The sequence below is a fragment of the Streptomyces sp. XY006 genome, from assembly GCF_002237655.1.
Classification (GTDB): Bacteria; Actinomycetota; Actinomycetes; order Streptomycetales; family Streptomycetaceae; genus Streptomyces; species Streptomyces levis.
This window is the reverse complement of record NZ_NOKT01000017.1, coordinates 135,191-161,919: the sequence shown is the minus strand read 5'-3', so window position 1 is coordinate 161,919 and position 26,729 is coordinate 135,191. Positions and strand designations below refer to the sequence as shown.

27 protein-coding genes and 1 tRNA gene are annotated in these 26,729 nt (G+C 73.9%); 17 read left to right on the top strand and 11 right to left on the bottom strand.

Annotated features, from left to right (window positions below):
* Positions 1 to 10: 10 nt before the first annotated feature.
* Positions 11 to 640 (bottom strand): TetR/AcrR family transcriptional regulator, encoded by a 630-nt coding sequence (locus CHR28_RS21160; RefSeq protein ID WP_094055236.1) that lies wholly within the window; start codon positions 638 to 640, stop codon positions 11 to 13.
* Between the two features lie 53 nt (positions 641 to 693).
* Positions 694 to 1,872: a Glu/Leu/Phe/Val dehydrogenase dimerization domain-containing protein gene (locus CHR28_RS21155; RefSeq protein ID WP_094055235.1), complete on the bottom strand. Its 1,179-nt coding sequence runs from the start codon at positions 1,870 to 1,872 to the stop codon at positions 694 to 696.
* 140 nt (positions 1,873 to 2,012) lie between these two features.
* Between CHR28_RS21155 and CHR28_RS21150 the strand changes: the two genes are divergently transcribed.
* From CHR28_RS21150 to CHR28_RS21095, 12 genes are all read left to right on the top strand, one after another.
* The gene (locus CHR28_RS21150; protein WP_094055234.1) at positions 2,013 to 3,401 is read left to right on the top strand and encodes an MBL fold metallo-hydrolase; all 1,389 of its coding nucleotides are present in this window, start codon (positions 2,013 to 2,015) and stop codon (positions 3,399 to 3,401) included.
* A gap of 792 nt (positions 3,402 to 4,193) precedes the next feature.
* The gene (locus CHR28_RS21145) at positions 4,194 to 6,383 is read left to right on the top strand and encodes an ATP-binding protein (protein WP_179272509.1); all 2,190 of its coding nucleotides are present in this window, start codon (positions 4,194 to 4,196) and stop codon (positions 6,381 to 6,383) included.
* Between the two features lie 68 nt (positions 6,384 to 6,451).
* Positions 6,452 to 6,886: a roadblock/LC7 domain-containing protein gene (locus tag CHR28_RS21140; protein ID WP_094055233.1), complete on the top strand. Its 435-nt coding sequence runs from the start codon at positions 6,452 to 6,454 to the stop codon at positions 6,884 to 6,886.
* Between the two features lie 2 nt (positions 6,887 to 6,888).
* The gene (locus CHR28_RS21135; RefSeq protein WP_094055232.1) at positions 6,889 to 7,260 is read left to right on the top strand and encodes a DUF742 domain-containing protein; all 372 of its coding nucleotides are present in this window, start codon (positions 6,889 to 6,891) and stop codon (positions 7,258 to 7,260) included.
* Entirely contained in the window at positions 7,238 to 7,858 is a 621-nt protein-coding gene (locus CHR28_RS21130; protein ID WP_094055231.1) for a GTP-binding protein, read from the top strand. The genes CHR28_RS21135 and CHR28_RS21130 overlap by 23 nt, the downstream gene beginning before the upstream one ends.
* Before the next feature lie 61 nt (positions 7,859 to 7,919).
* A complete protein-coding gene (locus CHR28_RS21125; RefSeq protein ID WP_094055230.1) occupies positions 7,920 to 8,492 on the top strand; it encodes a GAF domain-containing protein in 573 nt (190 codons plus the stop codon).
* Positions 8,493 to 8,699: 207 nt separating this feature from the next.
* Entirely contained in the window at positions 8,700 to 9,728 is a 1,029-nt protein-coding gene (tdh, locus tag CHR28_RS21120; protein WP_094055229.1) for an L-threonine 3-dehydrogenase, read from the top strand.
* Positions 9,729 to 9,785: 57 nt separating this feature from the next.
* Positions 9,786 to 10,979 carry a glycine C-acetyltransferase gene (locus CHR28_RS21115; protein WP_094055228.1) on the top strand — a complete coding sequence of 398 codons (1,194 nt, stop codon included), beginning with the start codon at positions 9,786 to 9,788 and terminating at the stop codon, positions 10,977 to 10,979.
* Positions 10,980 to 11,010: 31 nt separating this feature from the next.
* Complete coding sequence (locus CHR28_RS21110) at positions 11,011 to 11,913, top strand: LysR family transcriptional regulator (protein ID WP_094055227.1); 903 nt, start codon at positions 11,011 to 11,013, stop codon at positions 11,911 to 11,913.
* Between the two features lie 46 nt (positions 11,914 to 11,959).
* The gene (locus tag CHR28_RS21105; RefSeq protein ID WP_094055226.1) at positions 11,960 to 12,535 is read left to right on the top strand and encodes a helix-turn-helix domain-containing protein; all 576 of its coding nucleotides are present in this window, start codon (positions 11,960 to 11,962) and stop codon (positions 12,533 to 12,535) included.
* A complete protein-coding gene (locus CHR28_RS21100; protein WP_094055225.1) occupies positions 12,532 to 13,059 on the top strand; it encodes a GNAT family N-acetyltransferase in 528 nt (175 codons plus the stop codon). The genes CHR28_RS21105 and CHR28_RS21100 overlap by 4 nt, the downstream gene beginning before the upstream one ends.
* A 30-nt stretch (positions 13,060 to 13,089) precedes the next feature.
* Positions 13,090 to 13,446, top strand: coding sequence for an MmcQ/YjbR family DNA-binding protein (locus CHR28_RS21095; protein ID WP_179272508.1), 357 nt, complete (start codon positions 13,090 to 13,092; stop codon positions 13,444 to 13,446).
* A gap of 42 nt (positions 13,447 to 13,488) precedes the next feature.
* Here the strand turns inward: CHR28_RS21095 and CHR28_RS21090 are convergent, their stop codons facing one another.
* Together CHR28_RS21090 and CHR28_RS21085 are read right to left on the bottom strand one after the other, a co-directional pair.
* Positions 13,489 to 14,400 carry a transketolase family protein gene (locus CHR28_RS21090; protein ID WP_094055223.1) on the bottom strand — a complete coding sequence of 304 codons (912 nt, stop codon included), beginning with the start codon at positions 14,398 to 14,400 and terminating at the stop codon, positions 13,489 to 13,491.
* A 32-nt stretch (positions 14,401 to 14,432) separates the two neighbouring features.
* On the bottom strand, positions 14,433 to 15,131 hold the full coding sequence (locus CHR28_RS21085) for a transketolase (RefSeq protein WP_094055277.1): 699 nt from the start codon (positions 15,129 to 15,131) through the stop codon (positions 14,433 to 14,435).
* 136 nt (positions 15,132 to 15,267) lie between these two features.
* Between CHR28_RS21085 and CHR28_RS21080 the strand changes: the two genes are divergently transcribed.
* Positions 15,268 to 15,341, top strand: a tRNA-Pro gene (locus tag CHR28_RS21080).
* Positions 15,342 to 15,377: 36 nt separating this feature from the next.
* On the opposite strand, the gene CHR28_RS21075 is transcribed toward CHR28_RS21080, so the two are convergent.
* From CHR28_RS21075 to CHR28_RS21045, 7 genes are all read right to left on the bottom strand, one after another.
* The gene (locus CHR28_RS21075; protein ID WP_179272507.1) at positions 15,378 to 15,827 is read right to left on the bottom strand and encodes a hypothetical protein; all 450 of its coding nucleotides are present in this window, start codon (positions 15,825 to 15,827) and stop codon (positions 15,378 to 15,380) included.
* A 137-nt stretch (positions 15,828 to 15,964) separates the two neighbouring features.
* A complete protein-coding gene (locus tag CHR28_RS21070; RefSeq protein WP_094055222.1) occupies positions 15,965 to 17,296 on the bottom strand; it encodes a PP2C family protein-serine/threonine phosphatase in 1,332 nt (443 codons plus the stop codon).
* A gap of 47 nt (positions 17,297 to 17,343) precedes the next feature.
* The gene (locus tag CHR28_RS21065) at positions 17,344 to 17,871 is read right to left on the bottom strand and encodes an NUDIX hydrolase family protein (protein WP_179272515.1); all 528 of its coding nucleotides are present in this window, start codon (positions 17,869 to 17,871) and stop codon (positions 17,344 to 17,346) included.
* Positions 17,872 to 17,956: 85 nt separating this feature from the next.
* Complete coding sequence (locus tag CHR28_RS21060) at positions 17,957 to 19,084, bottom strand: amidohydrolase family protein (RefSeq protein ID WP_094055220.1); 1,128 nt, start codon at positions 19,082 to 19,084, stop codon at positions 17,957 to 17,959.
* Position 19,085: 1 nt separating this feature from the next.
* Positions 19,086 to 20,483 (bottom strand): glutamine synthetase family protein, encoded by a 1,398-nt coding sequence (locus CHR28_RS21055; protein ID WP_094055219.1) that lies wholly within the window; start codon positions 20,481 to 20,483, stop codon positions 19,086 to 19,088.
* Positions 20,484 to 20,523: 40 nt separating this feature from the next.
* Positions 20,524 to 21,336, bottom strand: coding sequence for an SAM-dependent methyltransferase (locus CHR28_RS21050; RefSeq protein ID WP_094055218.1), 813 nt, complete (start codon positions 21,334 to 21,336; stop codon positions 20,524 to 20,526).
* Between the two features lie 180 nt (positions 21,337 to 21,516).
* Complete coding sequence (locus tag CHR28_RS21045) at positions 21,517 to 22,341, bottom strand: hypothetical protein (RefSeq protein WP_094055217.1); 825 nt, start codon at positions 22,339 to 22,341, stop codon at positions 21,517 to 21,519.
* Between the two features lie 257 nt (positions 22,342 to 22,598).
* On the opposite strand from CHR28_RS21045, the gene CHR28_RS21040 reads away from it, so the two are divergent.
* From CHR28_RS21040 to CHR28_RS21025, 4 genes are read left to right on the top strand one after another with little or no spacing between them, the layout of a single operon-like run.
* A complete protein-coding gene (locus CHR28_RS21040; RefSeq protein ID WP_094055276.1) occupies positions 22,599 to 23,297 on the top strand; it encodes a helix-turn-helix domain-containing protein in 699 nt (232 codons plus the stop codon).
* Between the two features lie 52 nt (positions 23,298 to 23,349).
* Positions 23,350 to 24,774 (top strand): M24 family metallopeptidase, encoded by a 1,425-nt coding sequence (locus CHR28_RS21035; RefSeq protein ID WP_256984322.1) that lies wholly within the window; start codon positions 23,350 to 23,352, stop codon positions 24,772 to 24,774.
* Positions 24,774 to 25,751, top strand: a complete 978-nt coding sequence (locus CHR28_RS21030; protein ID WP_094055216.1) for a thiamine pyrophosphate-dependent dehydrogenase E1 component subunit alpha — start codon at positions 24,774 to 24,776, stop codon at positions 25,749 to 25,751. The genes CHR28_RS21035 and CHR28_RS21030 overlap by 1 nt, the downstream gene beginning before the upstream one ends.
* Entirely contained in the window at positions 25,739 to 26,719 is a 981-nt protein-coding gene (locus CHR28_RS21025; RefSeq protein ID WP_094055215.1) for an alpha-ketoacid dehydrogenase subunit beta, read from the top strand. The genes CHR28_RS21030 and CHR28_RS21025 overlap by 13 nt, the downstream gene beginning before the upstream one ends.
* Positions 26,720 to 26,729 lie beyond the last annotated feature (10 nt).

Genomic DNA, 26,729 nt, shown 5'->3' with positions numbered 1-26,729 from the left:
GCCCGGGCGGCTACGCCGGGTTGCCCAGCGGTGGGGTCAAGGAGGGGGAATCCAGGCCCAGTTCGCGAGCCAGGGCCTCCTCCGCCCACTGCTGCGCCCACGCCCTCGGCATCGCGCCGGGGTAGGACGTCAGCTGGACGGCCAGACCGTCGAGGAACGCGGTGAGGCGCAGGGCCGTGGCCCGGGGGTCCGGGCAGGGGAACTCGCCCGCCGCCACACCCTGCGCGATGACCTCCGCCAGCGCCGCCTTCCACTGGCGGTCGAGGTCCTGCGTGACCTCCCGCAGCGCCGGCTCGCGCAGGGCCGCGGCCCAGCCCTCGATCCACAGCCGCCAGCCCTTGGCCTGCCCGGTCGGGGCGTACCAGCGCACGGCCGACCGCAGCCGCCGCAGCGCCGACGTGCGGCGGCCCAGCAGCTTGCGCAGGTGCGCCAGATCCGCCTCGGCCGCATGCCGGAACGCCGCCGCCACCAACTGCTCCTTCGACGCGAAGTGGTAGAGCACCAGCGCGTTGCTCACCCCGAGCGCCGAGGCCACGTCGGCGATCCTGACCGCGGCCACGCCCCGGGCCTCGATCTGCTCCACGGCGGCGCGCAGCAGCTCCTCACGCCGTTCCGCCACGCTCAACCGGACTCTCGTCACGCCGTCACCCTACCCAGGCGTTCGGTCCCCCCGACGTGCGGATCCGGCCTGCCTCAGCGGTAGCAGCCGTACCGCTCGGCGATCACCGGCAGCCGGTCGGCGGCGATCGCGTGAGCCGCGGCGCGCGGTGTCGTCCCGTCGGCCTGCGCACGGGTGAGCATCCGCTCGACCAGGGCCCGCATCGAGCGCCGCGTGTGGGCGAACGCCTCCTCGGCGTCGGCCCCGATGTCGCCGAACAGCGTCCACCACCACCAGGCGTTCGTCCCGGAGTTGACCACCACGTCCGGCAGTACGGTCACCCCGCGGTCGGCCAGCAGCAGCTCCGCCTCCGGCCGGACGGGCATGTTGGCCGCCTCGACGATCCAGCGGGCCGTGACCTGCTGCTGGTTTCCGGCGTCGACGGCGTACGACACGGCCGCCGGCACCAGCACCTCCGCGTCGGCCGACAGCCAGGCGTCGCCCGGCAGTTCCAGGTCGCCGGGCCGCAGCGCGGAGCGGTCCACCGTGCCGTGGGCGTCCCGCGCCGCCAGCAGCGCCTCGACGTCGAGTCCGCCCGGGTGGGCCATCGTGCCCTTGAGGTCGGCGACCGCCACGATCCTCAGTCCCGCGCGCGCGAGGAAGCGCGCCGTGGCACCGCCCATGGTGCCCAGCCCCTGAAGGGATACGCGGGTGCCCGCGCGCGGTACCCCGGCCCGGTCCAGCGCCGTGAGGGTCGCCTCGGCGACACCGCAGCCGCCGGCCAGTTCGTCCAGCCCGATGCCGTCCACCTCGACCGCGAACGCCCGCGCCAGCCGGCGGCGGGCCTCCGCCTCGTCGTCCAGCAGCGGGTACACGGCCTGGATCGAGGAGACCAGCCCCGCCTCGGCCGCGGCCCGGTCCACCAGGTCCTGGGAAAGCCCGAGGTCCTCACCCGTCGTCCAGACGCTCTCGACGTACGGCCGCATCGCGCGCAGATAGCGCACCAGCAGCGGGTACGCCTGAGGGTCCCGCGGGTCGCAGTCGATACCGCCCTTGGCGCCGCCGAGGGGGACGTAGCGGCTCGCCGGGTCGTAGTGCAGGGCCTCCTTCAGGGTCATGCCGCGCGCCAGGCCCGTGACCTCCTCCAGGGTGCAGCCGGGGCGCATCCGCAGTCCGCCGCTGGCGACACCGCGCACCAGCCGGTCGACGACCAGGAAGCCCTGCCGGCCGGTGACGTGGTCGGTCCAGGTGAGGGACAGCAGGGGGCCGGCCATGGGGGGTTCTCCTTCGCAGGGCTACTGAATCAGCGGTCAGTATGACGTGCGGACCGGCGTCCGGAGAGGCCCCTGTGCCCCGGTGATGCCGGAGGGGCCGACCATAATGGAAAGCCTGACCGACTCCACCTGGAGGTACCGTGGCCGGTTTCCGTTCCCTCAGCTCCGGGCTCCGCGCACTGCGGCCCGAGGCGTTCGGCGCGGATCCGCGCGGTGAGCGCATGGCGCGCATCCGCAGATCGCCCCACTTCAAGGACGGGGTCTTCCAGAACCCCGGCGGTCCCGCGCGGACCCGGCCCTCGGGCTCGACCCTGGACTTCGCGAAGGTCTTCTTCGACAAGGACACACGGCCCCGCCGCGCCCCGAAGGGCCCGGTGCCGCTGCACACCACCACCCTCGCCGACATCTCCCGGCCCCCGGCCACCGGCCTGCGGCTGACGTGGATGGGCCATTCCAGCGTGCTCGCGGAGATCGACGGCCGGCGCGTGCTGTTCGACCCGGTGTGGGGCGAGCGCTGCTCCCCGTTCCCCTTCGCCGGCCCCAAGCGGCTGCACCCGGTGCCCGTGCCGCTGGCCGCGCTCGGCCCGGTGGACGTCGTCGTCATCTCCCACGACCACTACGACCACCTCGACCTGCCCAGCATCAAGACCCTGGCCGGCACGGACACGCTGTTCGCCGTGCCGCTGGGCGTCGGGGCGCACCTGGAGCGCTGGGGCGTCTCCGCCGACCGCCTGCGCGAGCTGGACTGGCACGAGTCGACGAAGGTCGCCGGCCTCACCCTCACCGCGACCCCGGCCCGGCACTTCTGCGGGCGGGGCCTGCGCAACACCCAGCACACCCTGTGGGCCTCCTGGGTCGTCGCCGGCGACGAGCACCGGATCTACCACAGCGGGGACACCGGCTACTTCGAGGGCTTCAAGGAGATCGGCGCCGAGCACGGGCCGTTCGACGCCACGATGATCCAGATCGGCGCGTACTCCGACTTCTGGCCCGACATCCACATGACCCCCGAGGAGGGCATGCGCGCCCACCTCGACCTCCAGGGCGGCCCGGAGCACGGGCCGATGCTGCCGATCCACTGGGCCACCTTCAACCTGGCGACGCACCCCTGGGCCGAGCCGGGTGAGGGGACGCGGGCGGCCGCCGGGGCGGTGGGCGCGCGGATCGCCCTGCCGCGTCCGGGCGAGCCCTTCGAGCCGACGGCCGGAACCATCCCCTCCGAGCCGTGGTGGCGCGGGGTGGCGCTCGCACCGGCGGGCGGTTCTGCGGCGGGTGGTGCTGTGGCAGGTGGTTCTGCGGCGGGTGGTGCTGTGGCGGGTGGTTCCGCGGAGGGAGGTTCCGCGGAGGGAGGTTCCCCGGAGGGTGGTTCCGTGAAGGGTGGTTCCGTGAAGGGTGGTTCCCCCGCCGGCGGTGCCGCGGTCGCGTCCGCCGGCGACGCGGCAGCCATGGCCCAGGCCGATACGGTGAGTGACGGCCGGGGGAGTGGGGGCAAGGGCACCGAGGACCCCGAGACGCTCCCCGCGGGCTGACCCGGGGGCGCGGGCGAAGCGACGGCGAGGGCCGGGGAGCGACAGGCTCCCCGGCCCTCGCCGTCTGTGCATGACCGATCCTGACCAGGCCCGATCGGTCCTCCTCTGTTCTCGTTCGGTTCGCTGGCGGTGTTATCGGTCTGTCGTACGAGGCCTCATACCAGAGCGGGACGCTCACCGTATGAGTTTGTCAACTGCCCACCGCACATGATGCGCTGACGACTACTGTCAGTCGCCGTCGGACAGCAGGACGGATCAGGGAACGGATCAGGGAGCGGGGGCCGGAAGGTGCAGGCGCAAGGCGGACGAGGGAGTCGACGCGAGGGCGATCCCCGCTGCCCACGCACCACCCAGGCCGGCCCGGGCGCCACCCCGGCCCCCGGCCCCGAGCGGCCCGCCGACCCGGGCCGCGCAGGTGTCGGACGGCCCACCGACCAGGGGCGTGCCGGTACCGGGCGCTCCGCCGACCAGGGGCGCGCAGGTGTCGGACGGCCCGCCGACCAGGGGCGTGCGGGTACCGGGCGCTCCGCCGACCAGGGCCGTGCAGGTACCGGGCGCCCGGTCGATCCGGGTCGTCTTGGCGGCGGGCGATCCTCCGCTCCCGGCCGTTCTGGTGCCGGGCGATCCTCCGCTCCCGGGCGGTCCGCCGCTCCGGGCCGGGCGGGTGCCGGGCGGCAGGGCGGGGAGTCCGGACGGACGGCCCCGGGCGCGCGGAAGCGGCCGCGCGAGCCCGGCCGCACCCCCGCAAGCCCCCCTGGCACCCAGGCCCGACGCACCCGTACGAGGACACCGATGTCTCACCTCCGCGCCCCGGCCGCCCGAGCGGACCGCCGCGAGGGCGCGCGGCACGGGCGGCCCCCCGCCCGCACCGCCCCCGCGCTGCCCGAGACCCACATACGGCCCCAGCTGCTGCGACTCGCCGTCCTGCCGCCCGTCGCCGTCGCCCTCAGCGGCTGCGCCGCCGTCCTCTTCACGGTCCGCTCCACCGGAGCCCGGCCTGGACCGACCCTGTGGGCCGTGCTCGGTGGAGCCGTCTTCGTGACCCTCGTGGGCATCACCGTCGCCGCCGTGGCCGCGGGCCGCGCCGCCCGCTCCGTGCACGACCGCATCGGCGTACTGCGCCGCGCCACCGCACGCCGTGAGGCCGACCTGCGCGCCCTCGTCGAGACGCTGCGCCGGGGCGAGGGCCCCCCGCAGCACAGCCCGCACAGCCGCCGCGGCGGCACCGACGACGACGCCGACGACTTCGACCTCCTCGCGGGCGACCTGGCCCGGGCCCACGACGGTGCCGTCACCGCCGTCGTCCAGGCCTCGCAGCTCTCCAGCCAGGCGGGCAGCGAACAGAAGCTCGAAGTGTTCGTCAACCTCGCCCGGCGCCTGCAGTCACTGGTGCACCGCGAGATCTCCATCATCGACGAGCTGGAGAACGAGATGGAGGACCCCGATCTGCTCAAGGGGCTCTTCCACGTCGACCACCTCGCCACGCGCATCCGCCGCCACGCCGAGAACCTCGCCGTGCTCGGCGGAGCCGTCTCCCGCCGCCAGTGGAGCAACCCGGTCTCCATGACCGAGGTGCTGCGCTCGGCCATCGCCGAGGTCGAGCAGTACTCCCGGGTCAAACTCGTCCCGCCGATCGACGGAACCCTGCGCGGTCACGCCGTCGCCGACGTCATCCATCTGCTGGCCGAACTCGTCGAGAACGCCACGGTGTTCTCCGCCCCGCACACCCAGGTGCTCCTCCGCGCCAACCTCGTCACCTCCGGGCTCGCCGTCGAGGTCGAGGACCGCGGCCTCGGCATGCCGCTGGAGGAGCAGACGCGGATGAACGCGCTGCTCGCCGACCCGGACCAGGTGAACGTCGCGCGGCTCCTCGCGGACGGCCGCATCGGCCTCTTCGTGGTCTCGCAGCTGGCCCGGCGGCACGGCATCACGGTCCGTCTGCAGAGCAACATCTACGGCGGAGTGCAGGCGGTGCTCGTCGTACCGCAGGCGCTGCTGGGGGCGGAGGCCGGGGCGGCACCGGCCGGGGGCACGGGCGCGTTCGCGGGGCAGGCTCCGGCCGAGGGCACGGTGCCCGGGTTCCCGTCCGCTCCCTCGCAGGCCCCCGGGTTCGCTCCGGAGCCCGGCTCCGAGTCCGGGTCCCGGTCCGGCCCACAGTCCGGCTCCGGCGGTACGGCCGGCGCGCTGTCGCCCGGTCGCCCCGGTGCCGACGTGCCGCCCCCGGCCCCGAGCAGGGCCCACGCGGCCCCCCGCGGCAGGCATCACGCGCCCGGAACGGCCCCGGACACAGGCCGGGACACAGGCCGGGACACCGGCCGGCCCGCGCCGCTGCCCGTGCGCGGCGCCCACCGGGAACGGCCCACCCCGGCCGAGGCCCGGCCCGGCATCAGCGACGACGACCGGCGCGTCCTCGCGGAGAACGTCACCGCGGTGCCCACCCCTCGCAACGGCGCCGTGCGCGGCACCATGGGCAAGCCCCAACTGCCCCGCCGCCGCGCCCAGGAGCACATCGTGCCTCAGCTGCGCGACGGCCCGCTGCCGCGCCAGGACTCCGAGGTGCTCGTCGGTCACGACCCCGGTCTGATGGCGGCCTTCCAGCGCGGCATCAGCCTCGCGGAGGCCCAACAGCACCTGGAGGCCGCGACCACGGAGTGGGCGGACACGGAGCCCCCGGCGCCCATGGAGGCCCCATCCATGGAGGCCGCAGCCAGGGAGGCCCCATCCATGGAGGTCCCTGCCATGGAGGCGGGACACATGGAGGCGGCGCCCATGGATTCCGCGCGCACGGCATCGTCCGCGCCCATGGATGCCACCGCCCCCATGGATTCCGCCCGCATGGACTCCGCGCACATGGCGTCCCCGCACACCGTGTCTCCGCACACGGCGTCCACCCACACCCCCTCGACCACCCCGGCCCACCGGGACATGTCCCGTCCCGACCGCACCACCACCCGGCACGACGGGAGCGCACCCGCCGGATGACCACCCCCGTCCCCACCCCCACCCCCAGCGCTCCCGCAGACCTTCGTACCCCAAGGAGTCGATCCACCATGGCGAGCGACGCGCCGACCGCCCACGTATCCGATCTCGACTGGCTGATGAGCGGCCTCGTGCAGCGCGTACCGCACACGAGTGCCGCCGTGCTGCTGTCCTGCGACGGGCTCGTGAAGTCCGTGCACGGCCTCGACCCGGACAGCGCCGACCACATGGCCGCCCTGGCCTCCGGCCTGTACTCCCTCGGCCGCAGCGCCGGGGTCCGCTTCGGCGACGGCGGGGACGTACGGCAGGTGGTCGTCGAGCTCGACTCGACCCTGCTGTTCGTCACCACCGCCGGCTCCGGCACCTGCCTGGCCGTGCTCGCCGGCCGCGAGGCCGACGCGGCCGTGCTCGGCTACGAGATGGCCATGCTGGTCAAGAGCGTCCGGCCCTACCTGGTGACCGCTCCCCGCCAGCAGTCCGTCGAATCCCCGGCGATGAGGGCTTGAGCGTGACGGCGGCCGGCGACGGGCCCTGGCTCGACGACGCGGCCGGGCGGCTGGTGCGGCCGTTCACCGTCAGCAACGGCCGCACCCGTCCCACCGTCGCGCTCGACCTCATGTCGCAGGTGATGGCCACCGGGGCGACCCCCCTCGGCTATCTCGGCCCCGAACACGCGCAGGCGCTCGAACGGTGCCGCGTGCCCGTCGCGGTCGCCGAGGTCGCCGCCCATCTCACACTGCCGGTGGCCGTCACCAAGGTGCTGCTGGCGGACCTCGTCGACTGCGGGGCGTTGACGACCAAGCCCCCCGCGTTCCACCACAACCCGACGGACCGGGCTCTTCTGGAGGCAGTGCTCGATGGACTACGACGACAGCTCTGACTACGCCCAAGGCGGCGCCGACCCGTTCCCGACCGCGCTGAAAATCCTGGTGGCGGGCGGATTCGGGGTGGGCAAGACGACCTTCGTGGGCGCGGTCAGCGAGATCGCGCCGCTCAGCACGGAGGAGTTGCTCACCACGGTCAGCGCCGCGACCGACAACCTCGACGGCATCGAGAACAAGGTCGAGACGACCGTGGCCATGGACTTCGGCCGCATCACGCTCGACGCGCAACACGTGCTGTACCTGTTCGGCACCCCCGGCCAGGAGCGGTTCTGGTTCATGTGGGACGAGCTGTGCGAGGGCGCGCTCGGGGCGGTCATCCTGGCCGACACACGCCGTCTGCAGGAGTGTTTCGCGGCCGTGGACTTCTTCGAACAGCGCGGCCTCGACTTCGTCGTCGCCGTCAACGAGTTCGACGGCGCCTACCGCTACGACCCCGAGGAGGTGCGCGGTGCCCTCGACCTGTCCGACGACGTCCCCGTGGTGTGCTGCGACGCCCGGATCTCCAGCTCCGGGGTCCAGACCCTGCTGACCCTGGTGCGCCACCTGATCGCCCATACGCCGGCCACCCCGACGGGGTACGGCGCCCACATGTGACACCCCAACACCCGCCAGGGAGACCCTGTATGACACCAGCCCACACACCGGGAGCACGCCCATGAGCTACGACCCGCCGCGCCCGGCCGGTCGTCTACTGCTCACACCCGAGGACAAGGAGGCCCCCGCCCGCGCTCGCCGACTGCGCGGGATGGGCCTGGGAGAGCGCCCCGAACCCGCCCTCGACGCCTTCGCCCAGCGCCTCGCCCAGCTCACCGGGGCGCCGTACGCCATGGTCAACTTCCCAGGCGAACAGGGGCAGTTCTACGCGGGGCTGTGCGTGCCGGCCGTGTCGCCGGTCGTGCGCAGCGACGGCACCAGCCCGCGCCTGGGCCGCGCCCTGCCCCGGGACCACGGCTTCTGCCCCCATGTGGTGGCGCGCCGCAAGGCCCTGGTCCTGGAGGACGTGGGCGACTATCCCCGGTTCGCGGGCAACCCGGTGGTCGACGAGTTCGGCATCCGCTCCTACCTCGGGGCACCGCTCATCGACGGCACGGGCCTGGTCCTCGGCACGGTGAGCGTCGCCGACGTCGGGCCGCGGCCGTGGGGGAGGACGGGCCTGACGGCCATCAAGGAGCACGCCGCCGAGCTCGTCGCGGAGCTGGAGGGCTCGGGCGGACTGCTGCCCTGGTAGCGGGCCGGGGACCAGGCGGAACCCGGGACACCACGGGTGCCGCCGTGCCCGCCGGGGCGTGAAGGAAAGCTGAGGCGGCGCTTAAGAAATCCTCGATGGACCGGTGCGCCGCCGTACGGCAGATTGCTGTGCGATCCCACTCCTCTCCCGGCCCAGGGGCTCCTTCGGCGTGCCCGGAGCCGGGACTCACCCCCAGGAGCCGTAGCGGTGAAGGCGCTGGTCAAGCAGAAGGCGGAGCCCGGCCTGTGGCTCGCGGACGTCCCGGAGCCCGCCATCGGCCCCGGGGACGTCCTGATCAAGGTGCTGCGCACCGGCATCTGCGGCACGGACCTGCACATCAGGGCCTGGGACGGCTGGGCGCAGCAGGCGATCAGCACCCCGCTCGTGGTGGGGCACGAGTTCGTCGGCGAGGTCGTCGAGACCGGCCGCGACGTCACCGACGTCTCCGTCGGCGACCGCGTCAGCGGCGAGGGCCATCTGGTGTGCGGCAAGTGCCGCAACTGCCAGGCGGGCCGCCGGCATCTGTGCCGGGCCACCGTGGGGCTGGGCGTGGGCCGCGACGGCGCGTTCGCGGAGTACGTGGCGCTGCCCGCCGGCAACGTCTGGGTGCACCGGGTGCCCGTCGACCTCGACGTCGCCGCGATCTTCGACCCGTTCGGCAACGCCGTGCACACCGCGCTGTCCTTCCCGCTCGTCGGCGAGGACGTCCTGATCACCGGCGCCGGCCCCATCGGCCTGATGGCCGCCGCGGTGGCCCGGCACGCGGGCGCCCGCAACGTGGTGATCACCGACGTCAGCGAGGAGCGGCTGGAACTGGCCCGCAAGATCGGCGTGAGCCTCGCGCTCGACGTCTCGGGGGCCTCCATCGCCGACGGACAGCGCACGCTCGGCCTGCGCGAGGGCTTCGACATCGGCCTGGAGATGTCCGGCCGCCCCGAGGCGATGCGGGACATGATCGCCAACATGACGCACGGCGGCCGCATCGCCATGCTCGGCCTGCCCGCACAGGAGTTCCCGGTCGACTGGGCGCGGATCGTCACCTCGATGATCACCATCAAGGGCATCTACGGCCGCGAGATGTTCGAGACCTGGTACGCCATGTCGGTCCTGCTGGAAGGCGGCCTGGACCTCGCCCCGGTGATCACCGGCCGGTACGGCCACCGCGACTTCGAGGCGGCGTTCGAGGACGCGGCGAGCGGCCGCGGCGGCAAGGTCATCCTCGACTGGACCGCGTGACCCGCCCCGCCGAGCGCACACCCCTCTTCCCGCGAGCACCTCTAGGAGAGCTTCCCCATGTTCGACTCCGTGCGTGACGACCTGCGCGCCACCCTCGACGAGATCCGCGCCGCCGGGCTGCACAAGCCCGAGCGCGTCATCGGCACCCCGCAGTCCGCCACCGTGAACGTCACCGCGGGCGGCCGCCCCGGCGAGGTCCTGAACTTCTGCGCCAACAACTACCTCGGCCTCGCCGACCACCCCGAGGTGATCGCCGCCGCCCACGAGGCCCTGGACCGCTGGGGCTACGGCATGGCCTCGGTGCGCTTCATCTGCGGCACCCAGGAGGTGCACAAGGAACTGGAGGCGCGGCTGTCGGCGTTCCTCGGCCAGGAGGACACGATCCTGTACTCCTCCTGCTTCGACGCCAACGGCGGCGTCTTCGAGACGCTGCTCGGCCCGGAGGACGCCGTGATCTCCGACGCGCTCAACCACGCGTCGATCATCGACGGCATCCGCCTGAGCAAGGCCCGGCGCCTCCGCTACGCCAACCGCGACATGGCCGACCTTGAGGCGCAGCTCAAGGCCGCCGGCGACGCCCGGCGCAGGCTGATCGTCACCGACGGCGTCTTCTCCATGGACGGCTACGTCGCCCCGCTGCGCGAGATCTGCGACCTGGCCGACCGCTACGACGCGATGGTCATGGTCGACGACTCGCACGCCGTCGGCTTCGTCGGCCCCGGCGGCCGGGGCACCCCCGAGCTGCACGGCGTCATGGACCGCGTCGACATCATCACCGGCACCCTCGGCAAGGCCCTCGGCGGCGCCTCCGGCGGCTACGTCGCCGCGCGCGCCGAGATCGTCGCCCTGCTGCGCCAGCGCTCCCGCCCGTACCTGTTCTCGAACACGCTGGCCCCGGTGATCGCGGCCGCCTCCCTCAAGGTCCTCGACCTGCTGGAGTCGGCGGACGACCTGCGCGTCCGGCTCGCCGAGAACACGGCCCTGTTCCGCGGCCGCATGACCGAGGAGGGCTTCGACGTCCTGCCCGGCGACCACGCCATCGCGCCGGTGATGATCGGCGACGCGGCGCAGGCCGGCCGCATGGCCGAACTCCTGCTGGAGCGCGGCGTGTACGTGATCGGCTTCTCCTACCCGGTCGTGCCCCAGGGGCAGGCCCGCATCCGGGTCCAGCTGTCGGCCGCGCACTCCACGGACGACGTGCACCGCGCCGTGGACGCCTTCGTCGCCGCCCGTGCGGAGCTGGAGGGCTGAGAACCGCCGGTGACCTGAGAGAATCGGTCACATGATCGAGGCGCGGCGGCTCCACATCCTCCGTGCGGTGGCCGACCACCGTACGGTGACGGCGGCTGCCGCCGCGCTGTACCTCACCCCGTCGGCCGTCTCCCAGCAGCTCGCCGCGCTGGAGCAGGAGACCGGCCACCGGCTCGTCGACCGCGGCGCCAAGGGCGTGCGCCTGACCCCGGCGGGCGAGATCCTGCTGAACCACACCAACGCGGTCCTCGCCCAGCTGGAGCGGGCCGAGGCGGAGCTCGCCGCGTACAGCTCGGGCGCGGCCGGCACGGTGACGGTGGCCTCCTTCGCCACCGGGATCGCCCTGGTCGTGGCGCCCGCGGTGGCCCGCCTCGCCGAGTCGGCGCCCGGCATCCGCATCCGCGTCCAGGACGCCGAGGGCGACGCCAGCCTGCCGATGGTCCTGGACCGTCAGGTCGACGTGGCCGTCGCCGTCGAGTACCGGGGCGCCCCGCCCGCCGACGACCCGCGGCTGACCCACGTACCGCTGTACGCCGAGCCGTTCGACGCGGTCGTGCCCGTCCGTCACCGCCTGGCGGACACGGCCGAGGTGCCCCTCGCCGAACTGGCCAAGGACCCCTGGATCGGGCCGTACCCGGGCAACCCCTGCCATGACGTGGTGGTCCTGGCCTGCGAGAACGCCGGTTTCCAGCCGCGTATGGAGCACTCCTCGGACGACTTCCGCGCGGTCGTGGCGCTCGCCTCGGCCGACGCGGGGGTGGCGCTGGTGCCGCGCTCGGCGCTGCGCGGCATGGACCTGGCCGGCGTGGTCGTCCGCCCGGTCGACGGCACGGCCCCCACCCGCCGGGTCTTCGCCGCCGTGCGCCGGGGAGCCGAGGAACACCCGCTGATCCGCCCGGTGCTGGACGCGCTCGGCACCGCCGCCCGGGTGTGAGGACTCCGTAACCCCGCTGTCTCACATCAGGGATACCGTCCCGGATATGAGACGTGAGGACGACACGGACCCCGTCGACACCCGGCTGGGCCTCCGCCTGGCCGAGCTGCGGGCCGAACACGGCTGGTCCCTGGGCGAGTTGGCCGAGCGCAGCGGGGTGAGCAGGTCCACCCTGTCCCGCGCCGAGCGGGCGGAGACCAGCCCCACGGCCGCCCTGCTGAACCGCCTGTGCGCCGTCTACGGCCGCACCATGTCCCAGCTGCTCAGCGAGGTCGAGGCCGCCCCGGCCGCTGTCGTGCGCGCCGCGGACCAGCCCGTGTGGCAGGACCGGGCCTCCGGCTTCGACCGCCGGTCGGTCTCCCCGCCGCACCCCGCCCTGCGCGGCGAACTCGTCGAGGGATGCCTGACCGCAGGCGCCGACCTCGCCTACGACCGTCCGCCCGTGCCCGGCCTGGAACAGCACATCTGGGTGCTGGAGGGCTCCCTGGAGGTGACCGCGCAGGACACCGCGCACCGCCTCGGCGCCGGCGACTGCCTGCGCATGCGGGTGTGGGGGCCGACCCGGTTCCGGTGTGCCGCCCCCGAGGGCGTCCGGTACCTGCTGGCGGTGGTGCGGCCGTGATCCGCCTGGACGCGCATCAACTGCTCGGCCGCGCCGGGGCGTTGGCCGACCTGCTGACCCGCACCGTGCACGGGGGCGCCTCGGTCGGCTTCCTCGCCCCGCTCGACCGCGCCGAGGCGCTGGCCTGGTGGCGGGAGCGGGCCCCCGAGGTGGCCGCGGGCCGGCTCGCCGTGTGGGCCGCGCCCGACGGCGACCGTGTGCTGGGCACCGTGGGCCTCGCCTTCCCCGGCAAGGCCAACAGCCGCCACCGCGCCGAACTCGTCAAGCTCATGGTGCATCCCGAGGCCCGCGGGCGCGGTCTCGGCCGCCGGCTGCTGGCCACCGCGGAGGACGCCGCCGCGGCGGCCGGCCTCACCCTGCTGCACCTGGACACCGAGACGGGCAGCCCCGCCGAGCGGTTGTACCGGTCCGCCGGCTGGACGCCCGTCGGCGCCATCCCCGACTACGCGGCCCGCCCCGACGGGGCGCTGCGTCCGACGACCCTCTACTACAAGCGCCTGCCGGAGACCGCTCCCACCAGGTGAATGTCAGTGCCTGCCGCTACGGTTCCTGCCATGCCGGACGCCGAAGACGTACGCCGTATCGCCCTGTCCCTGCCGGACACGACGGAGAAGATCGCCTGGAGCATGCCCACGTTCCGGGTGGCGGGGAAGATGTTCGCCACGCTGCCCGAGGACGAGACGTCCCTCGCCGTGCGCTGCCCCAAGGAGGAGCGCGACGAACTGGTGCTCGCCGAGCCGGGCAAGTTCTGGATCGCCGACCACGAGGCGCAGTTCGCCTGGGTCCGCGCCCGGCTCGACGCGCTGGAGGACGAGGCCGAGCTGCGGGACATCCTGGCCGACTCGTGGCGCCAGGCGGCCCCCTCCCGGCTGCTGGAGGCCCACCCCCGGCTCGGGCTCCCGGCGGACTGACACCCCCGGCTCGGGCTCCCGGCGGACTCCCCCCGGGGGGCTTCACGCGGCTGTCGCCGCCCCGAGGAAGCTGCCGATCCGCTCCCGCAGCGACCGGGCGTCGAGGCCGTGGGCGGCGGCATGCTCCTCGATCTGCCCGTAGCGGCGCAGTTCCCGGCGCCCCACGCCCAGCCCCAGGACCCGGTGCGGCACATCGGCCAGGGCGTCGTTCGCCGCGGCCGTCGACGTGCCCGCGAGATAGGGCTCGACCAGGACGACGTCCGTCCCGGCCGTCTCGGTGGCCCGGCGCAGGGCGGCCCCGTCGAAGGGGCGGACGGTGGTCGCGTAGAGGACGGTGACGTCCAGGCCCTCGGTGGCGGCGAGCACGGCGTCGAGCAGCGGCCCGACGGCGACCACGACGCCCGAGCGTCCCTCGCGGACGGTGCGGAACCGCTCCCCGTCCACGGGCAGTCCCTGCTGGTTGGACTGCACGGAGAGCCGGACGTACACCTTGTCGTCGCCCGCCGCGATCGCGTGCCGCAGCAGCGTCTCGGCCTCGTCCGGGTGCCCCGGGACGTGCACGGTCCAGCCGTCCAGGGTGTCCAGCAGCGCCACGTCGCCGGGCGCCATGTGGGTGTAGCCGCCCGCCGGCCAGTCGAAGGAGGCGGCCGCGCTCACCAGCACCGCGCCCGCGTCCTGGTGCCCGAGGTCCAGCTTGACCTGCTCGAAGGGCCGCTCGACGAGGAAGCTGGCGAAGGTGTGCACGACGGGCCGCAGCCCGGTCAGCGCCAGTCCCGCCGCCGCTCCGACCATGAGCTGCTCGCGGATGCCGACGTTGACGACCCGGTCCGGGTGCCGGCGCGCTGCCTCGGCGAAGCCGTCCGCGCCGATCTCGGCGAGGACCACCGCCACTCGGGGATCCTCGTCCAGCAGCCGGGTCACGACAGGGGCGAAGCGGTCACGCATGGTGTCCATGGGGTACGGATTCCTTTCCGGTGGTACGGAGTTCAGGCGGACTTGGGCTCGACCCGGGCCACCACCACGTGCGGGCGGCCCGGATGCGGTGCCGTGAAGGCGGCGTGCAGCGCCTCGTGGTCACGGCCGTCGACGGTCAGCGCGGACCAGCCGGCCGCCTCGAAGCGGGCGGCGATCCCGCCCGGCCGCGCGTAGCTGGCGGAGGAGTTGTCGACGACGACGGTGTGCAGCCGCTCCAGGCCGGCGGGCCCGGCGAAGGCGATCGCCTCGTGGTTGCTGCCCTCGTCCAGCTCGGCGTCCCCGATCAGCGTCCACACCCGTGGCTCGTGGAGCCCCTGGGCGCGCAGCCCGAGCGCCGTGCCGACGGCGATCGGCAGCCCGTGCCCCAGGGAGCCGCTGCCGATCTCCGCCCCCGGGACGAGGGTGCGGTCGGGGTGGTGGCCGAGCGGGGAGTCGTAGGAGCCGAAGCCGGGCAGCCACTCCACCGGCAGGAAGCCCTTGGCGGCCAGGACGGCGTAGTACGCCATCGGCCCGTGCCCCTTCGACAGCAGGAACCGGTCCCGCTCCGGGTCGGTCAGCCGCTCCGGGCCCACCCGGAGCACCCGGTCGTAGAGCACCCAGAGCACGTCCAGCGTGGACGTGGCGGCCGGTCCGTGCTTCTCGTCGCCGGTCATGAGGCCCATGAGTTCCGGCAGGTCGGCGTAGGTGTACGTGCGTGTCGTGGTGGTCATGGACACGAGCGTGCAACCTCAACCAATCTTGAGGTCAAGTCGTGGGCCCGGGAAACGGATGCGCGATCACCGGCGCGAGTGCGGTATTGTTTCCCTGCGCGTTCGGCCGGGGGAAACCCCCAGGTCAGACGGGCAACGGGACGTGGCGCAGCTTGGTAGCGCACTTGACTGGGGGTCAAGGGGTCGCAGGTTCAAATCCTGTCGTCCCGACGGTCGAAAGCAGTCCGTCAGAGGCCGTATCGGAGATCACCGATACGGCCTTTCTGTCATTCCGGCTCGCTCCGCCCGGCCGGGAGCACCGGCCGGCGTTCGCTGCCGGCGATCCTGGTGGCCATCCCGGCCAGCGTGCGGCATCCCGGTGAAGGTGCCGAGGAAGGTCAGGGCGAGGGCGTCCTGCAGCCGGCTCAGCGTGGTATGGAACCCCGCACGGCGCAGCAGGGCGTACGAGCAGACCGGTGCGAGCGTGTTGCCCGCCGTGATCGTGAGCACGGCCAGGAAGGACGGCCCGAGCGTCACATTGGTCAGGAACGCGCCGCCGGGCGATCCCCGGCCAGACCCGCAGCCCGCGCAGCAGGAGACTGGCCAGCATGATGCCGCTCGGCGGCCACAGCGGCTGACCTGGCCCGCGCACCAGCTGCTGCAGAAGGCCGAGGCGTAGTACAGCGCGGCGACCACGCAGATCTCCACGACGGCCACGCCGCCGCGCCGGTACCTGACCTGCCCCGCGACTGCCGTCGGGGACCTCCGGATCGGCATGTCCCCGACCATCATCCGACGGCAGAGCCGGTTCCTCCACGGCACCGGGAGCGGACCGCGCGGCCTCCGCCGAGCGGTCAGGCGGTCGGGGTGCGCAGCGCGAGGAGGGCCATGTCGTCGTGACCGTCGCTCGGATGGTGCTCGGCCAGGGCGTGCACGAAGTCCTCCAGCGGCAGGTGCGCATGCTCCGAGGCGAGTTCCGCGAGCTCCGACAGGCTCGTGTCGATGTCGTGGGCGGGGTGCTCGATCAGCCCGTCCGTGAAGAAGAGCAGGGTGGCCTCCGGGGGAAGGAGGCGCGCGTGGTCGGGGCGGGGCTCCTCGGGGGCCACCCCCAGCGGCAGCCCGGGCTCGGCGGTCAGGATCTCGACCCGGTGGTCCGGTGTGACGAGCAGGGGCGGGACGTGCCCCGCGGTGCTCCAGCGCAGGCGCCACCCGGCACCCTCCGGTTCGATCCGGGCCAGCGCGGTGGTGGTGACGGGGTTCGGGGTGACCGCCTGGAGCGTGCGGTCGAGCCGGGTCAGGACCGCGCCGGGCGGACTGCCCCGGTCGAACAGCAGCGCCCGCAGCATGTTGCGGGTGGAGGCCATGGCCGCCGCGGCGTGCAGGTCGTGGCCGACCACGTCACCGATCACCACCGCCACGACGCCGCCGGGGAGCGGGATCGCGTCGTACCAGTCCCCGCCGAGCCCGCTGGGTTCGGCGGCCGGCCGGTAGACGGCCGCCGCCGAGAACGGGGCCAGGTCGGGCAGCGTGGGCAGCAGCAGCCGCTGGAACTGCTCGGCTCCGACCCGCACCCGCTCGAACAGCCGGACGTTCTCGATCGCGATGCCCGCGGCGCTGGCCAGGGCCATCACGACGTTCTCGTCATGGACGTCGAAGGGCTGCCCGTCGCGCCGCTCGGAGAGGTACAGGTCGCCGTAGATCTCGCCGCGGACGCTGATGGCGACGCCGAGCAGGGTCCGCATGCACGGATGGCCGGGCGGGAATCCGGCCGAGGACGGATGGGCCCGGATGTCGCCGATCCGCAACGGCTCGGGGTGGGTGATGAGATGACCGAGGACGCCCTTGCCGCTGGGCAGGTCGGTTCCGGCCAGGTCCTCGCGCTCCTGCGGGTCCAGGCCGGCGGTGATGAACTCCTCCAGGCGCTCGCCGGACTCGTTGAGCACGCCCAGGGCGCCGTAGCGCGCCCCGACCAGATCCATGGCGGTGGTCACGATGCGCTGCAGCACCGCGGGCAGCTCCACCTCGCGGCTGATCGCCACCACCGCGTCCAGCAGGCCCTGCATGCGGTCCATGGCGTCCAGCAGGGCGCGCAGCTGCTCGTCGATGTGGTTCAGCTCCGTACGCAGACGCACGCGCAGATCGGGCAGCTGCGCCTGCTCCGGATACTCGTGCTCTTCCGCTGCCATCACGCCGCCCCGTGGCCGGAGGTCGGTCCCGTGATAGAGCTTAGGCCTCAGCTCACACAGCCCGCATGCGCCAGCGCCTGCTTCAGCAGCACTCCGTGCCCGCCCGGCATCTCGCTCTGCACCGCCGGAGACAGGGCCTCCTGCGGGCTGAACCACACCAGGTCGAGTGCGTCCTGCCGGGGCCGGCAGTCGCCCGTGACCGGCACGATGTAGGCGAGGGACACCGCGTGCTGGCGCGGGTCGTGGTACGGGGTGATGCCCTGCGTCGGGAAGTACTCCGCGACCGTGAACGGCTGCAGCGACGCCGGGACCCGGGGCAGTGCGACCGGGCCGAGGTCCTTCTCCAGATGGCGCAGCAGGGCGTCCCGGACGCGTTCGTGGTGCAGCACGCGGCCGGAGACCAGCGTCCGGCTGACCGTACCGTCGGGCCCGATGCGCAGCAGCAGGCCGACACTGGTGACTTCGCCGCTGTCGTCGACGCGGACCGGGACGGCCTCGACGTACAGGATCGGCATGCGGGCGCGTGTCATCTCCAGTTCGTCGGAGGACAGCCAGCCGGGCGTGGTTTCGGTCATGTCAGACATCGCTTGATCATACTTTCAGCCGTACGGACTTCCTGGGTAGCCGCTCCAGAGGAACTGTGACCGGCCACACGCCTGTTCAACCGTCCTCCGCCAGCCCATAGACCCGCAGCGCGTTCTCCCGCCCGGTCCACCGCGCGATGCGCAGCGCGTCCGGCAGGGACAGCTCGTCGGCGTCCACCCGCCGCTGGAGCAGATCGGCCAGGCCCCGGCGGAAGGCGAGCGCCCCGAGGTGGTAGAACTCCGGCACACCGTACGCGTCGGAGCTGTACAGGAGCTTGCGGAACGGTGTGATCTCCAGCGCCTCCGCCAGGATCGCGCCGGACCGGGCCGGGCCCACATGGTGCAGGGTGAGCCCGACGTCGAGGTACACCCGCTCGAAGACCGCCGCGAGGAAGGCGGCCTGCCGCTGGTGGGGCCAGCAGTGCAGCAGCAGGACGGGGATCGTCCCGGCCGTCAGGTGCAGCCAGTCCGTGAGCAGCGCGGGGTCCACCCGGTGCAGCCGGATCGCGGCGTCACCGAAACCGGTGTGCAGCTGCAGCGGCAGCCCGAGGTCGACCGCGGTCCACAGCAGATGGCGCACCAGAACCGGGTCGTCCAGGTGGCCGCCGCGCGCGAGCATGCCCCGGGCCGCCTCGGTCACCTCCGCCTCCGAGGGGCGGGCCGGGTCCAGGCCGAAACCGGTGCGGTAGGCCGCCACCGACTTCACGGCCACCACGCCCGGCCGGCGCACGGCGTCCAGCGCGGCCGTACGGAAGGCGTCCGCGTAGGCGTCCGGCTCGGTCCCCGCCGCGAGCACCGCCTCGGCGACGCCCTCCAGGCGGACCACCTCGTACGAGGTGCCGCCCGCGGCCTCGGCGATCTCGCCGGGGGTGGTGAGCGGGACCGGGGTGTATCCCGTGTCCACGCAGAAGACGTCCGTGCCCGACGCGCGCAGGAAGCGCTGCCGCACCTCGGGCTCGCCCAGCGCGGAGCGCCGGGCCAGGTACTCCTCCGCGGGGGCGTGCCGGGGCAGGTCCAGCAGGGGCGCGCAGTGCCGGCGGACCGCGACGCCGGCGGGGCTGTCGAAGGACGAGATCCCCGGCCACGCCTCGCCCTCGGTGAGCAGCGACTCGAAGGCGGCCCGGTCGCAGGGACCGGTCACGGTGCCGTGGCAGTGATGGTCGACGAGCCGCAGGGCGTCGAGTGCCTCGTGGACCGTGCCCACGTCAGTACCGCCACCGGTAGGCCGCCGCCACCTGCTCGTCGTCCAGCCCGGCGACGCGGGCGAGTTCGCCGAGCCGTACGGCGATCACCGCGTCGGCGAGGACCGGGCCGAGGGCCGCCCGCAGCGTCTCGTCCGCGCGGAACTCCGCCACGGCCTGCTCCAGCGACACCGGCAGCCGCCGCACACCCCGGGCGGCGCGCTCCGCCTCGGACAGGCGGGCCGGGTCGCCGGTGGTCTCCTCGGGCAGGACGGCGGACGACCGCAGACCGTCCAGCCCGGCCGCGATCAGGGCGGCGATCGCCAGATACGGGTTGGCGGCCAGGTCGACGGGCTTGACCTCCAGGTTGGCCGCCCGGTCGCGCACCCCGGCGGTGCCCGTGACCACGCGCAGCGCGGTCTCGCGGGTCTCATGGCCCCAGGCGGCGAAGACCCCGGCCCACTGGGAGGGCCTGAGCCGCAGCGCGCTGGCCGGGCTCGGCGCGGTCACGGCCGTGAGAGCGGGCAGATGGGCGAGGATCCCGGCCGTGAACGACTCCGCCGCGGCCGTCATGCCGTAGCGGCCCTCGCCCCCGGCGTGCAGGTTGACCCCGTCGCGCCACGCGGAGAGATGGACGTGCCCGCCGTTGCCGACGCCCTGCCCGACGACGGCCGGGGCGAAGGAGACCCGCAAGCCGTGCCGCCGCGCGACCGCCCGGATCGTCTGCCGGACGAGGACGCTGCGGTCGGCCGCCGCCACCGGATCGACCGCACCCACCGAGATCTCGAACTGCCCGGCCGCGTACTCGGGATGGACCTGCTCCACGTCGAGGCCCTGTGCGGCGCACGCGGCCAGCAGATCGGCCGTGCAGTCCCCGAGTTCCACCTGCCGGGTCGCCCCGTAGGCGGGGCCGGTGGTCGCCGGCACGAACGCGTCCCCCGGCGCGTCGCGGGCCGTCGTCCACTCGACTTCGATCGCCGCCCTGAAGGTCAGGCCCTGCTCCGCCGCGTCGGCGACGATCCGGCGCAGCAGCGTGCGGGTGCAGCCCGGATGCCGCTCGCCGTCCTGGGTGACCCGGTCGACGGGCGCCCACGCCCAGCCGGGCTGCCCGGCCAGCACCACGAGCCGGTCGAGGTCCGGGTAGAGCCGCAGGTCGCCGTCGGGGGAGCCGAGGACGCCGGTGGTGACGGCGGAGTCGTCGGCGAGGAAGGTGTCGAACACCGGTGACATGCCCACACCCCAGGCGGCGGCGGAGGCGAGCCGGGCCGTCGGGACGGTCTTGACCCGGCCGATGCCGGCGGTGTCGACATAGGCCAGCACCACGCCGTGCACGCCCCGCCCGGCGAGTTCCCCCTGCAGCGCCGTGGCGCGTTCGACGTCGCCGGGGCGGCCCCCGGGCACCGGGTCGGCGAGCGTGGTCATGCGTCCTCCTCGGTCCTTGTGCCCCCGGGGGCGACGCGCGTCAGGGCTTCACGGCCACCGCGCCGTACTGGGGCACCAGGACCGACGCGCCGGGCTCGGCGCGCCACAGGCCGCACGAGACCATGCCCGGTTCGAGCAGTTCGAGGCCCTCGAAGAACGTCGCGATGTCCGCGCCGCTGCGGGCGGTGATCGGGGGAGTGGCGTTCTCGTTCCAGAACTTCATCGCGGGGATCTGGCCCGCGCCGCCCAGCTCCTCGTCGAAGGTCGGGTGGGTGAGGACCAGGAAGCTGCCGGAGGGGACCGCGGCCATCACGCGGTGCGCGATGTGCCGGGCCTTGTCGGTGTCCAGCACGAAGTTGAGGATGCCCAGCATCATCACGGCGACGGGCTCGGTGAAGTCCAGGGTGCCCGCGGCCCGCTCCAGGATGGCGTCCGGGTCGTGCACGTCGGCGTCGATGTAGGCGGTGACGCCGTCCTGGGTGCCGGTCAGCAGGGTGCGGGCGTGCACCAGGACGATCGGGTCGTTGTCGACGTAGACGATGCGGGAGTCGGGCGCGATCCGCTGGGCGATCTCGTGGGTGTTGTCCGCCGTCGGCAGGCCCGTGCCGATGTCGAGGAACTGCCGCACTCCGCGCTCGCCGGCCAGGAACGACACGGCACGGCCCAGGAAGTCCCGGTCCGCCCGGGCGATGTCCCGGATGATCGGGAACATGCCGGCGACGTGCTCGCCGACCTGCTGGTCGACCTCGTAGTTGTCCTTGCCGCCGATCCAGTAGTTCCACACGCGCGCGTTGTGCGCCACACCGGTGTTCAGCCTCGCCGAGCCGCTCGGCGGGGTGTGGCTCTCACTCACGTCTCTTCCTCTCCTAGCCCGGACGGCCGCGACCGGCCGCCGCCGCCATTGTGCCGCTGCCTTGATCACGCTGTCCCGGGAATCGGCAGCAAGGGCGGGGCCGTTGGCGCGGCACGCCCCGCCGGACGAGGCCGGCCGGCGAGTCCCGCGTGCGGCGGCGGGGGAGAGGCGCGGGCCGCGCTACTCGACCTCGCTCGGGGCCGGCGCGGGCGTCTTGCCGGCCAGCACGTCCTTCAGGCGCTGCGTGCCGAGCTTCGCCGCCTGCTCGACGGAGTCGTGCTCGCCGCCGTCGAGCCCGCCCCCGGTGACGGTGATCGCGTCGTCGCCGACGCGTACCGCGGCGACGTCCAGGGTCAGCGTGACGTCCGTGCCACCGGTCTCGCCCTTGACGGTCACGCGCAGGCCCTCGCGCGCGTCGCCCACGGCGGGCAGCGAGTCGTCGACGACCTGGACCGTGCGCTGCTCGCCCTTGTCGGTCACGGTGAACTGGTCGCACTTCTCCGGCAGGGTCGCCATCCAGTTCAGGGAGTCCTGCGGGTCGGTCCGGTCGTAGGAGGCCACCTGGTACAGCAGCCGCGAGTCGCCCTGCTCGAAGCCGCGCAGCGCGGACGAGCCCGACGGCCTGCCCAGCAGGTCGTCGTCGTAGAGGGAGTCGAGGAGCCGCTGGCAGTCGGCGGCGTCGGCCTTGGCGGTGAGGAAGTCGGAGACGTCGACCGTGCCGATGAGCAGGCTGTCGTGCCAGTTCTCCGCCTCGGTGTCCTTGACCTGGTTCCAGTCGTCCTCGATGTCCGCCTCCGTGATCAGCGCGGTTCGCGCGCCGTCGGTGGAGAGGGTGGCGGTGGGCGAGGGAGCCTGCTTCTTTCCGGCGACCTGGGAGGCGGCGACGCCCGAGACGCGCGGACCGTCCGACCCGCCGTCGTCCGAGCAGGCGGCGGTGGCCAGCAGGGTGCCCGCCGCGAGGGCACAGGTCAGGACGCGGGCGGGGCGGGACGGGCGACGGGTCATCGGGAGTGCCTCCTGAGAGCGTGGCGCGTGGCCCCAGCGCACCACCGGCGCCCCTGGCCCACCACCGGCACCGGACCGTTCGGGTGAGCCGCGGACGGTCCCGGACGGCACCGGACCGTTCGGGTGAGCCGCGGACGGTCCCGGACCGGTCTGGCGTCGCGCGGCGCGCCGGCTGTTCAATGAAGCTGAACGCCACCGGAGCCGACCGGAGCGACCCGCCCGTGCCGGTGCCCGGGATGTCCGGAGAGGAGCCGCCCGTGTCCCCCGCCGTCGTGCCGCCCGTCGGCGAGCGCATCCGGCAGGCACGCCTGGAGCACGGCACGAGCCTGCGCGCCCTCGCCCGGCGGATCGGCGTCTCGGCGAGCCTCGTCTCGCAGATCGAGACCGGCAAGAGCCAGCCGTCCGTCAGCACCCTCTACGCGATCACCACGGCCCTCGGCATCTCCGTCGAGTCCCTCTTCGACGCCCGTCAGACCGGCACGGCGGCCCCCGTGGCCCCGGTCGCCCCGCCTGGCCCGGTAGCCCCGGCGGCCCCGGTCGCCCCGGCGGCCCCGCAAACCGTGCCGCGCGCCCTCACCGCCCTCACCGCGTCCGCGGCCGACCCCGGCCGGCGGATCGGCCCCCTGGTCGGCGCGGGCGGGCGCGAGAGGCTGGAACTGGACTCGGGCGTCGTGTGGGAGCGGCTCGGCCGGGTGCCGGGCGCGGACGCCGACTTCCTGCTGGTGACCTACCGGCCGGGCGGCGCCTCCTCCGGCTCGGGCGCCCTGATGCGGCACCCGGGCACCGAGTACGGCTATCTCACCTCCGGCGAACTGATCCTCACCCTCGGCTTCGACGAGTACACCGTGCGCCCGGGCGACGCCGTCTGTTTTGAGTCGACGACCCCCCACCGTTACCGCAACGATGGAGGGGTACCGGCCGTGGGCGTCTGGTTCGTGTCCGGCGATGTTCAGTGACACTTGACACCCATGGCACCCGGGCGTTCACTCCGAAGTGGGGGTGGTCGCCATGGCGATCCGCACATACGGCCCCAACGCCGTCGACTGGGAAGAGCGCATCGACCTGGACCGGCTGCGAGGGCAGCGGCTGGCCCGGCTGCACGAGTCGCTGAACCGCTCCTCCCTCGGCGCGGTGCTCAGTTTCGACTTCGCCAACATCCGCTACATGACGGCGACCCACATCGGCACCTGGGCGATGGACAAGCTGATCCGCTTCGCCCTGCTGGTGCGCGACGGCGAACCGGTCGTGTGGGACTTCGGCTCCGCGGCCCGCCACCACCAGCTGTACAACCCCTGGCTGGACTACGGCGACGGCGAGGGCGGCCCGCCCACCGGCGCCCGGGCCGGCATCTCCACGCTGCGGGGCGCCTTCCACCCTGAGGCGGGCATCGCCGAGGACGTGGCCGCCAAGATCGCCGCCGAGCTGCGCGACCACGGGCTGGCCGGCGAACCGCTCGGCGTCGACGTGGCCGAGATGCCGGTGCTCGCCGCGCTGCAAGCCGAGGGCATCGACGTCGTCGACGGGCAGCAGGTGTTCCTGGAGGCCCGCCGGATCAAGACCGGCGACGAGATCGCCCTGCTCACCCAGGCCTGCGCCATGGTCGACGCGGCGTACGAGGAGCTGTACGGGCAGCTGCGGCCGGGGCTGCGCGAGAACGAGTGCGTCGGCGTCGTCAGTAAGGTCCTGTACGACCTCGGCAGCGAGTACGTCGAAGGCGTCAACGCCATCTCCGGTGAACGCTGTTCACCCCACCCGCACGTCTACAGCGACCGGCTGATCCGCCCCGGGGACCCCGCGTTCTTCGACATCCTGCACAGCCATCTGGGCTACCGCACCTGCTACTACCGCACGTTCGCCGTGGGCAGTGCCTCACCGGCGCAGCGGGACGCGTACGTGCGCTGCCGGGAGTACATGGACGCGGCCATCGCGCTGGTCCGGCCGGGCGCCACCACCGCCGACATCGTGCGGGTCTGGCCGCGCGCCGAGGAGTTCGGCTTCGCCGACGAGACCGCCGCGTTCGCCCTGCAGTACGGACACGGCGTCGGGCTGTCGATCTGGGAGAAGCCGATCTTCAGCCGCCTGGTCTCCCTCGACCGTCCCGAAGTCCTCGAAGAGGGCATGGTGTTCGCCCTGGAGACCTACTGGCCGGCCGCCGACGGCTGGTCCGCCGCCCGCATCGAGGAGGAACTGGTCGTCACCGCCGACGGGTGCGAGGTCATCACCAAGTTCCCGGCGGAGGAACTGCTGGTGGCGGGCCGCAAGTACTGGACGGTGGGCGGCGAGCTGAACACGCGGCGTGAGGCGCAGTCCCACCTCAACACGCGGCGTGAGGCGCAGTCGCTCCTCGACGGCCCGCGTGAGGCGCAATTGCTCGGCACACCGCGTGAGGCGCCGCCCCGCCTCGACAGGCCGCGCGGCGACGGGACGCCGTGATGGACGCGGCCGGGCTTCTCGACGCCTACGAGCGGATGGCCGTCGTCCGCCGGACCGAGAAGGCGGCCCACGACCTGTTCCTGCGGGGCCTGGTGAAGGGCACCACCCATCTCGCCGCCGGGCAGGAGGCCGTCGCCGTGGGCGCGAGCGCCGCCCTGCGCCCGGACGACTATGTGTTCGCCACCTATAGGGGCCACCACCATGCCCTCGCCCGGGGCGCCACCCCCGAGGAGTGCCTCGCCGAGCTGATGAGCCGCGCCACGGGCCTGTGCCGCGCCAAGGGCGGCTCCATGCACCTGACCAAGGCGGCGGCCGGCATGCTCGGCTCGTACGCCATCGTCGGCGCCCATCTGCCCATGGCGGTCGGCGCCGCCTGGTCGGCCCGGCTGCGCGGCACACAGCAGCTGGCGGTGGCGTTCTTCGGGGACGGGGCCACCAACATCGGCGCCTTCCACGAGGCGCTGAACCTGGCCGCCGTATGGCGGCTTCCGGTGCTGTTCGTGTGCGAGAACAACCTGTACATGGAGTACACCCCGATCGCCGAGGTCACCGCCGTGCCCCGGCCCGCCGCCGACCGGGCGCCCGCCCACGGCATCCCGGGCGAGGTCGTCGACGGCAACGACGTCGAGGCCGTCGCGGAGGCGGTGGAGCGGCTGGCGCGCCGGGCCCGGGCCGGAGACGGGCCCGCCGTGCTGGAGGCCGAGACCTACCGGCACTACGGGCACAGCCGCGCCGACCCGGCCGCCTACCGCCCGGCCGAGGAGGTCGAACGGTGGCTGAAGCACGACCCGCTGGACCTCGCCCGCGGGCGCCTGGCCGAACGGGGCGTCGGCGCGGACGAGATCGCCCGCGCCGACGAGCGCGCCCGGGCGGTCGTGGAGCGGGCCGTCGAGGCGGCCGGGGCCGCTCCGGCTCCCGACCCGCGTGAGGCGCTGACCGACGTGTGGGCGGACGGAGGTGCCGCATGGCGGACGTGATCACCTACCGGGACGCCGTCGCCGAGGGCCTCGCACGGGAGATGCGCCGGGACGCGTCGGTGGTGTGCCTCGGGGAGGACATCGGCGCGGCCGGCGGGGTGTTCAAGACGACCGTGGGGCTGCTGACGGAGTTCGGGCCCGAGCGGGTGTGGGACACCCCCATATCCGAGCAGGCCATCGTGGGCGCGGCGATGGGCGCCGCCCTCACGGGCATGCGGCCCGTCGCGGAGATCATGTTCTCCGACTTCCTCGCCTGCTGCTGGGACTGCCTCGCCAACGAGATCCCCAAGGTGCGCTACATGACCGGCGGCCAGGTGACCGTCCCGCTCGTGGTGCGCACCGCCAACGGCGGCGGACTCGGCTTCGGCGCCCAGCACTCCCAGGCCACCGAGAACTGGGCGCTGACCGTGCCCGGCCTGAAGATCGCCGCACCGGCCACCCCCGCCGACGTCGTCGGCATGATGGCGGCGGCGATCCGCAGCGACGACCCCGTGGTCTTCTTCGAGCACAAGGCGCTGTTCGCCACCAAGGGCGCCCCGCCCCCGCCCGGTCACGTCGTCGGGCTGGGCCGGGCCGCCGTCGTCCGCGAGGGCGCCGACGTCACGCTCGTCGCCCTCGCCTCGACCGTGCCGCTGGCGCTGCGGGCCGCCGACGCGCTGTCGGGCGAGGGCATCGAGGCGGAGGTGGTCGACCTGCGCTGCCTGGTCCCGCTCGACATGGCGACCGTCCTCGCCTCGCTGGCCAGGACCTCCCGGCTCGTCACCGTCGAGGAGAACCCCTACCAGGGCGGCTGGGGCGGCACCGTCGTCTCCGTCGTGGCCGACGAGGGCTTCGACCTGCTGGACGCGCCCGTGCGGCGGGTGGCGGGGGAGTGCGTCCCGCTGCCGTTCGCCGACGCGCTGGAGGAACAGGTCGTGCCCACCGTCGGCAAGGTCGTCGCCGAGGTCCGCCGACTCGCCGCCTACTGAGCCGCACACG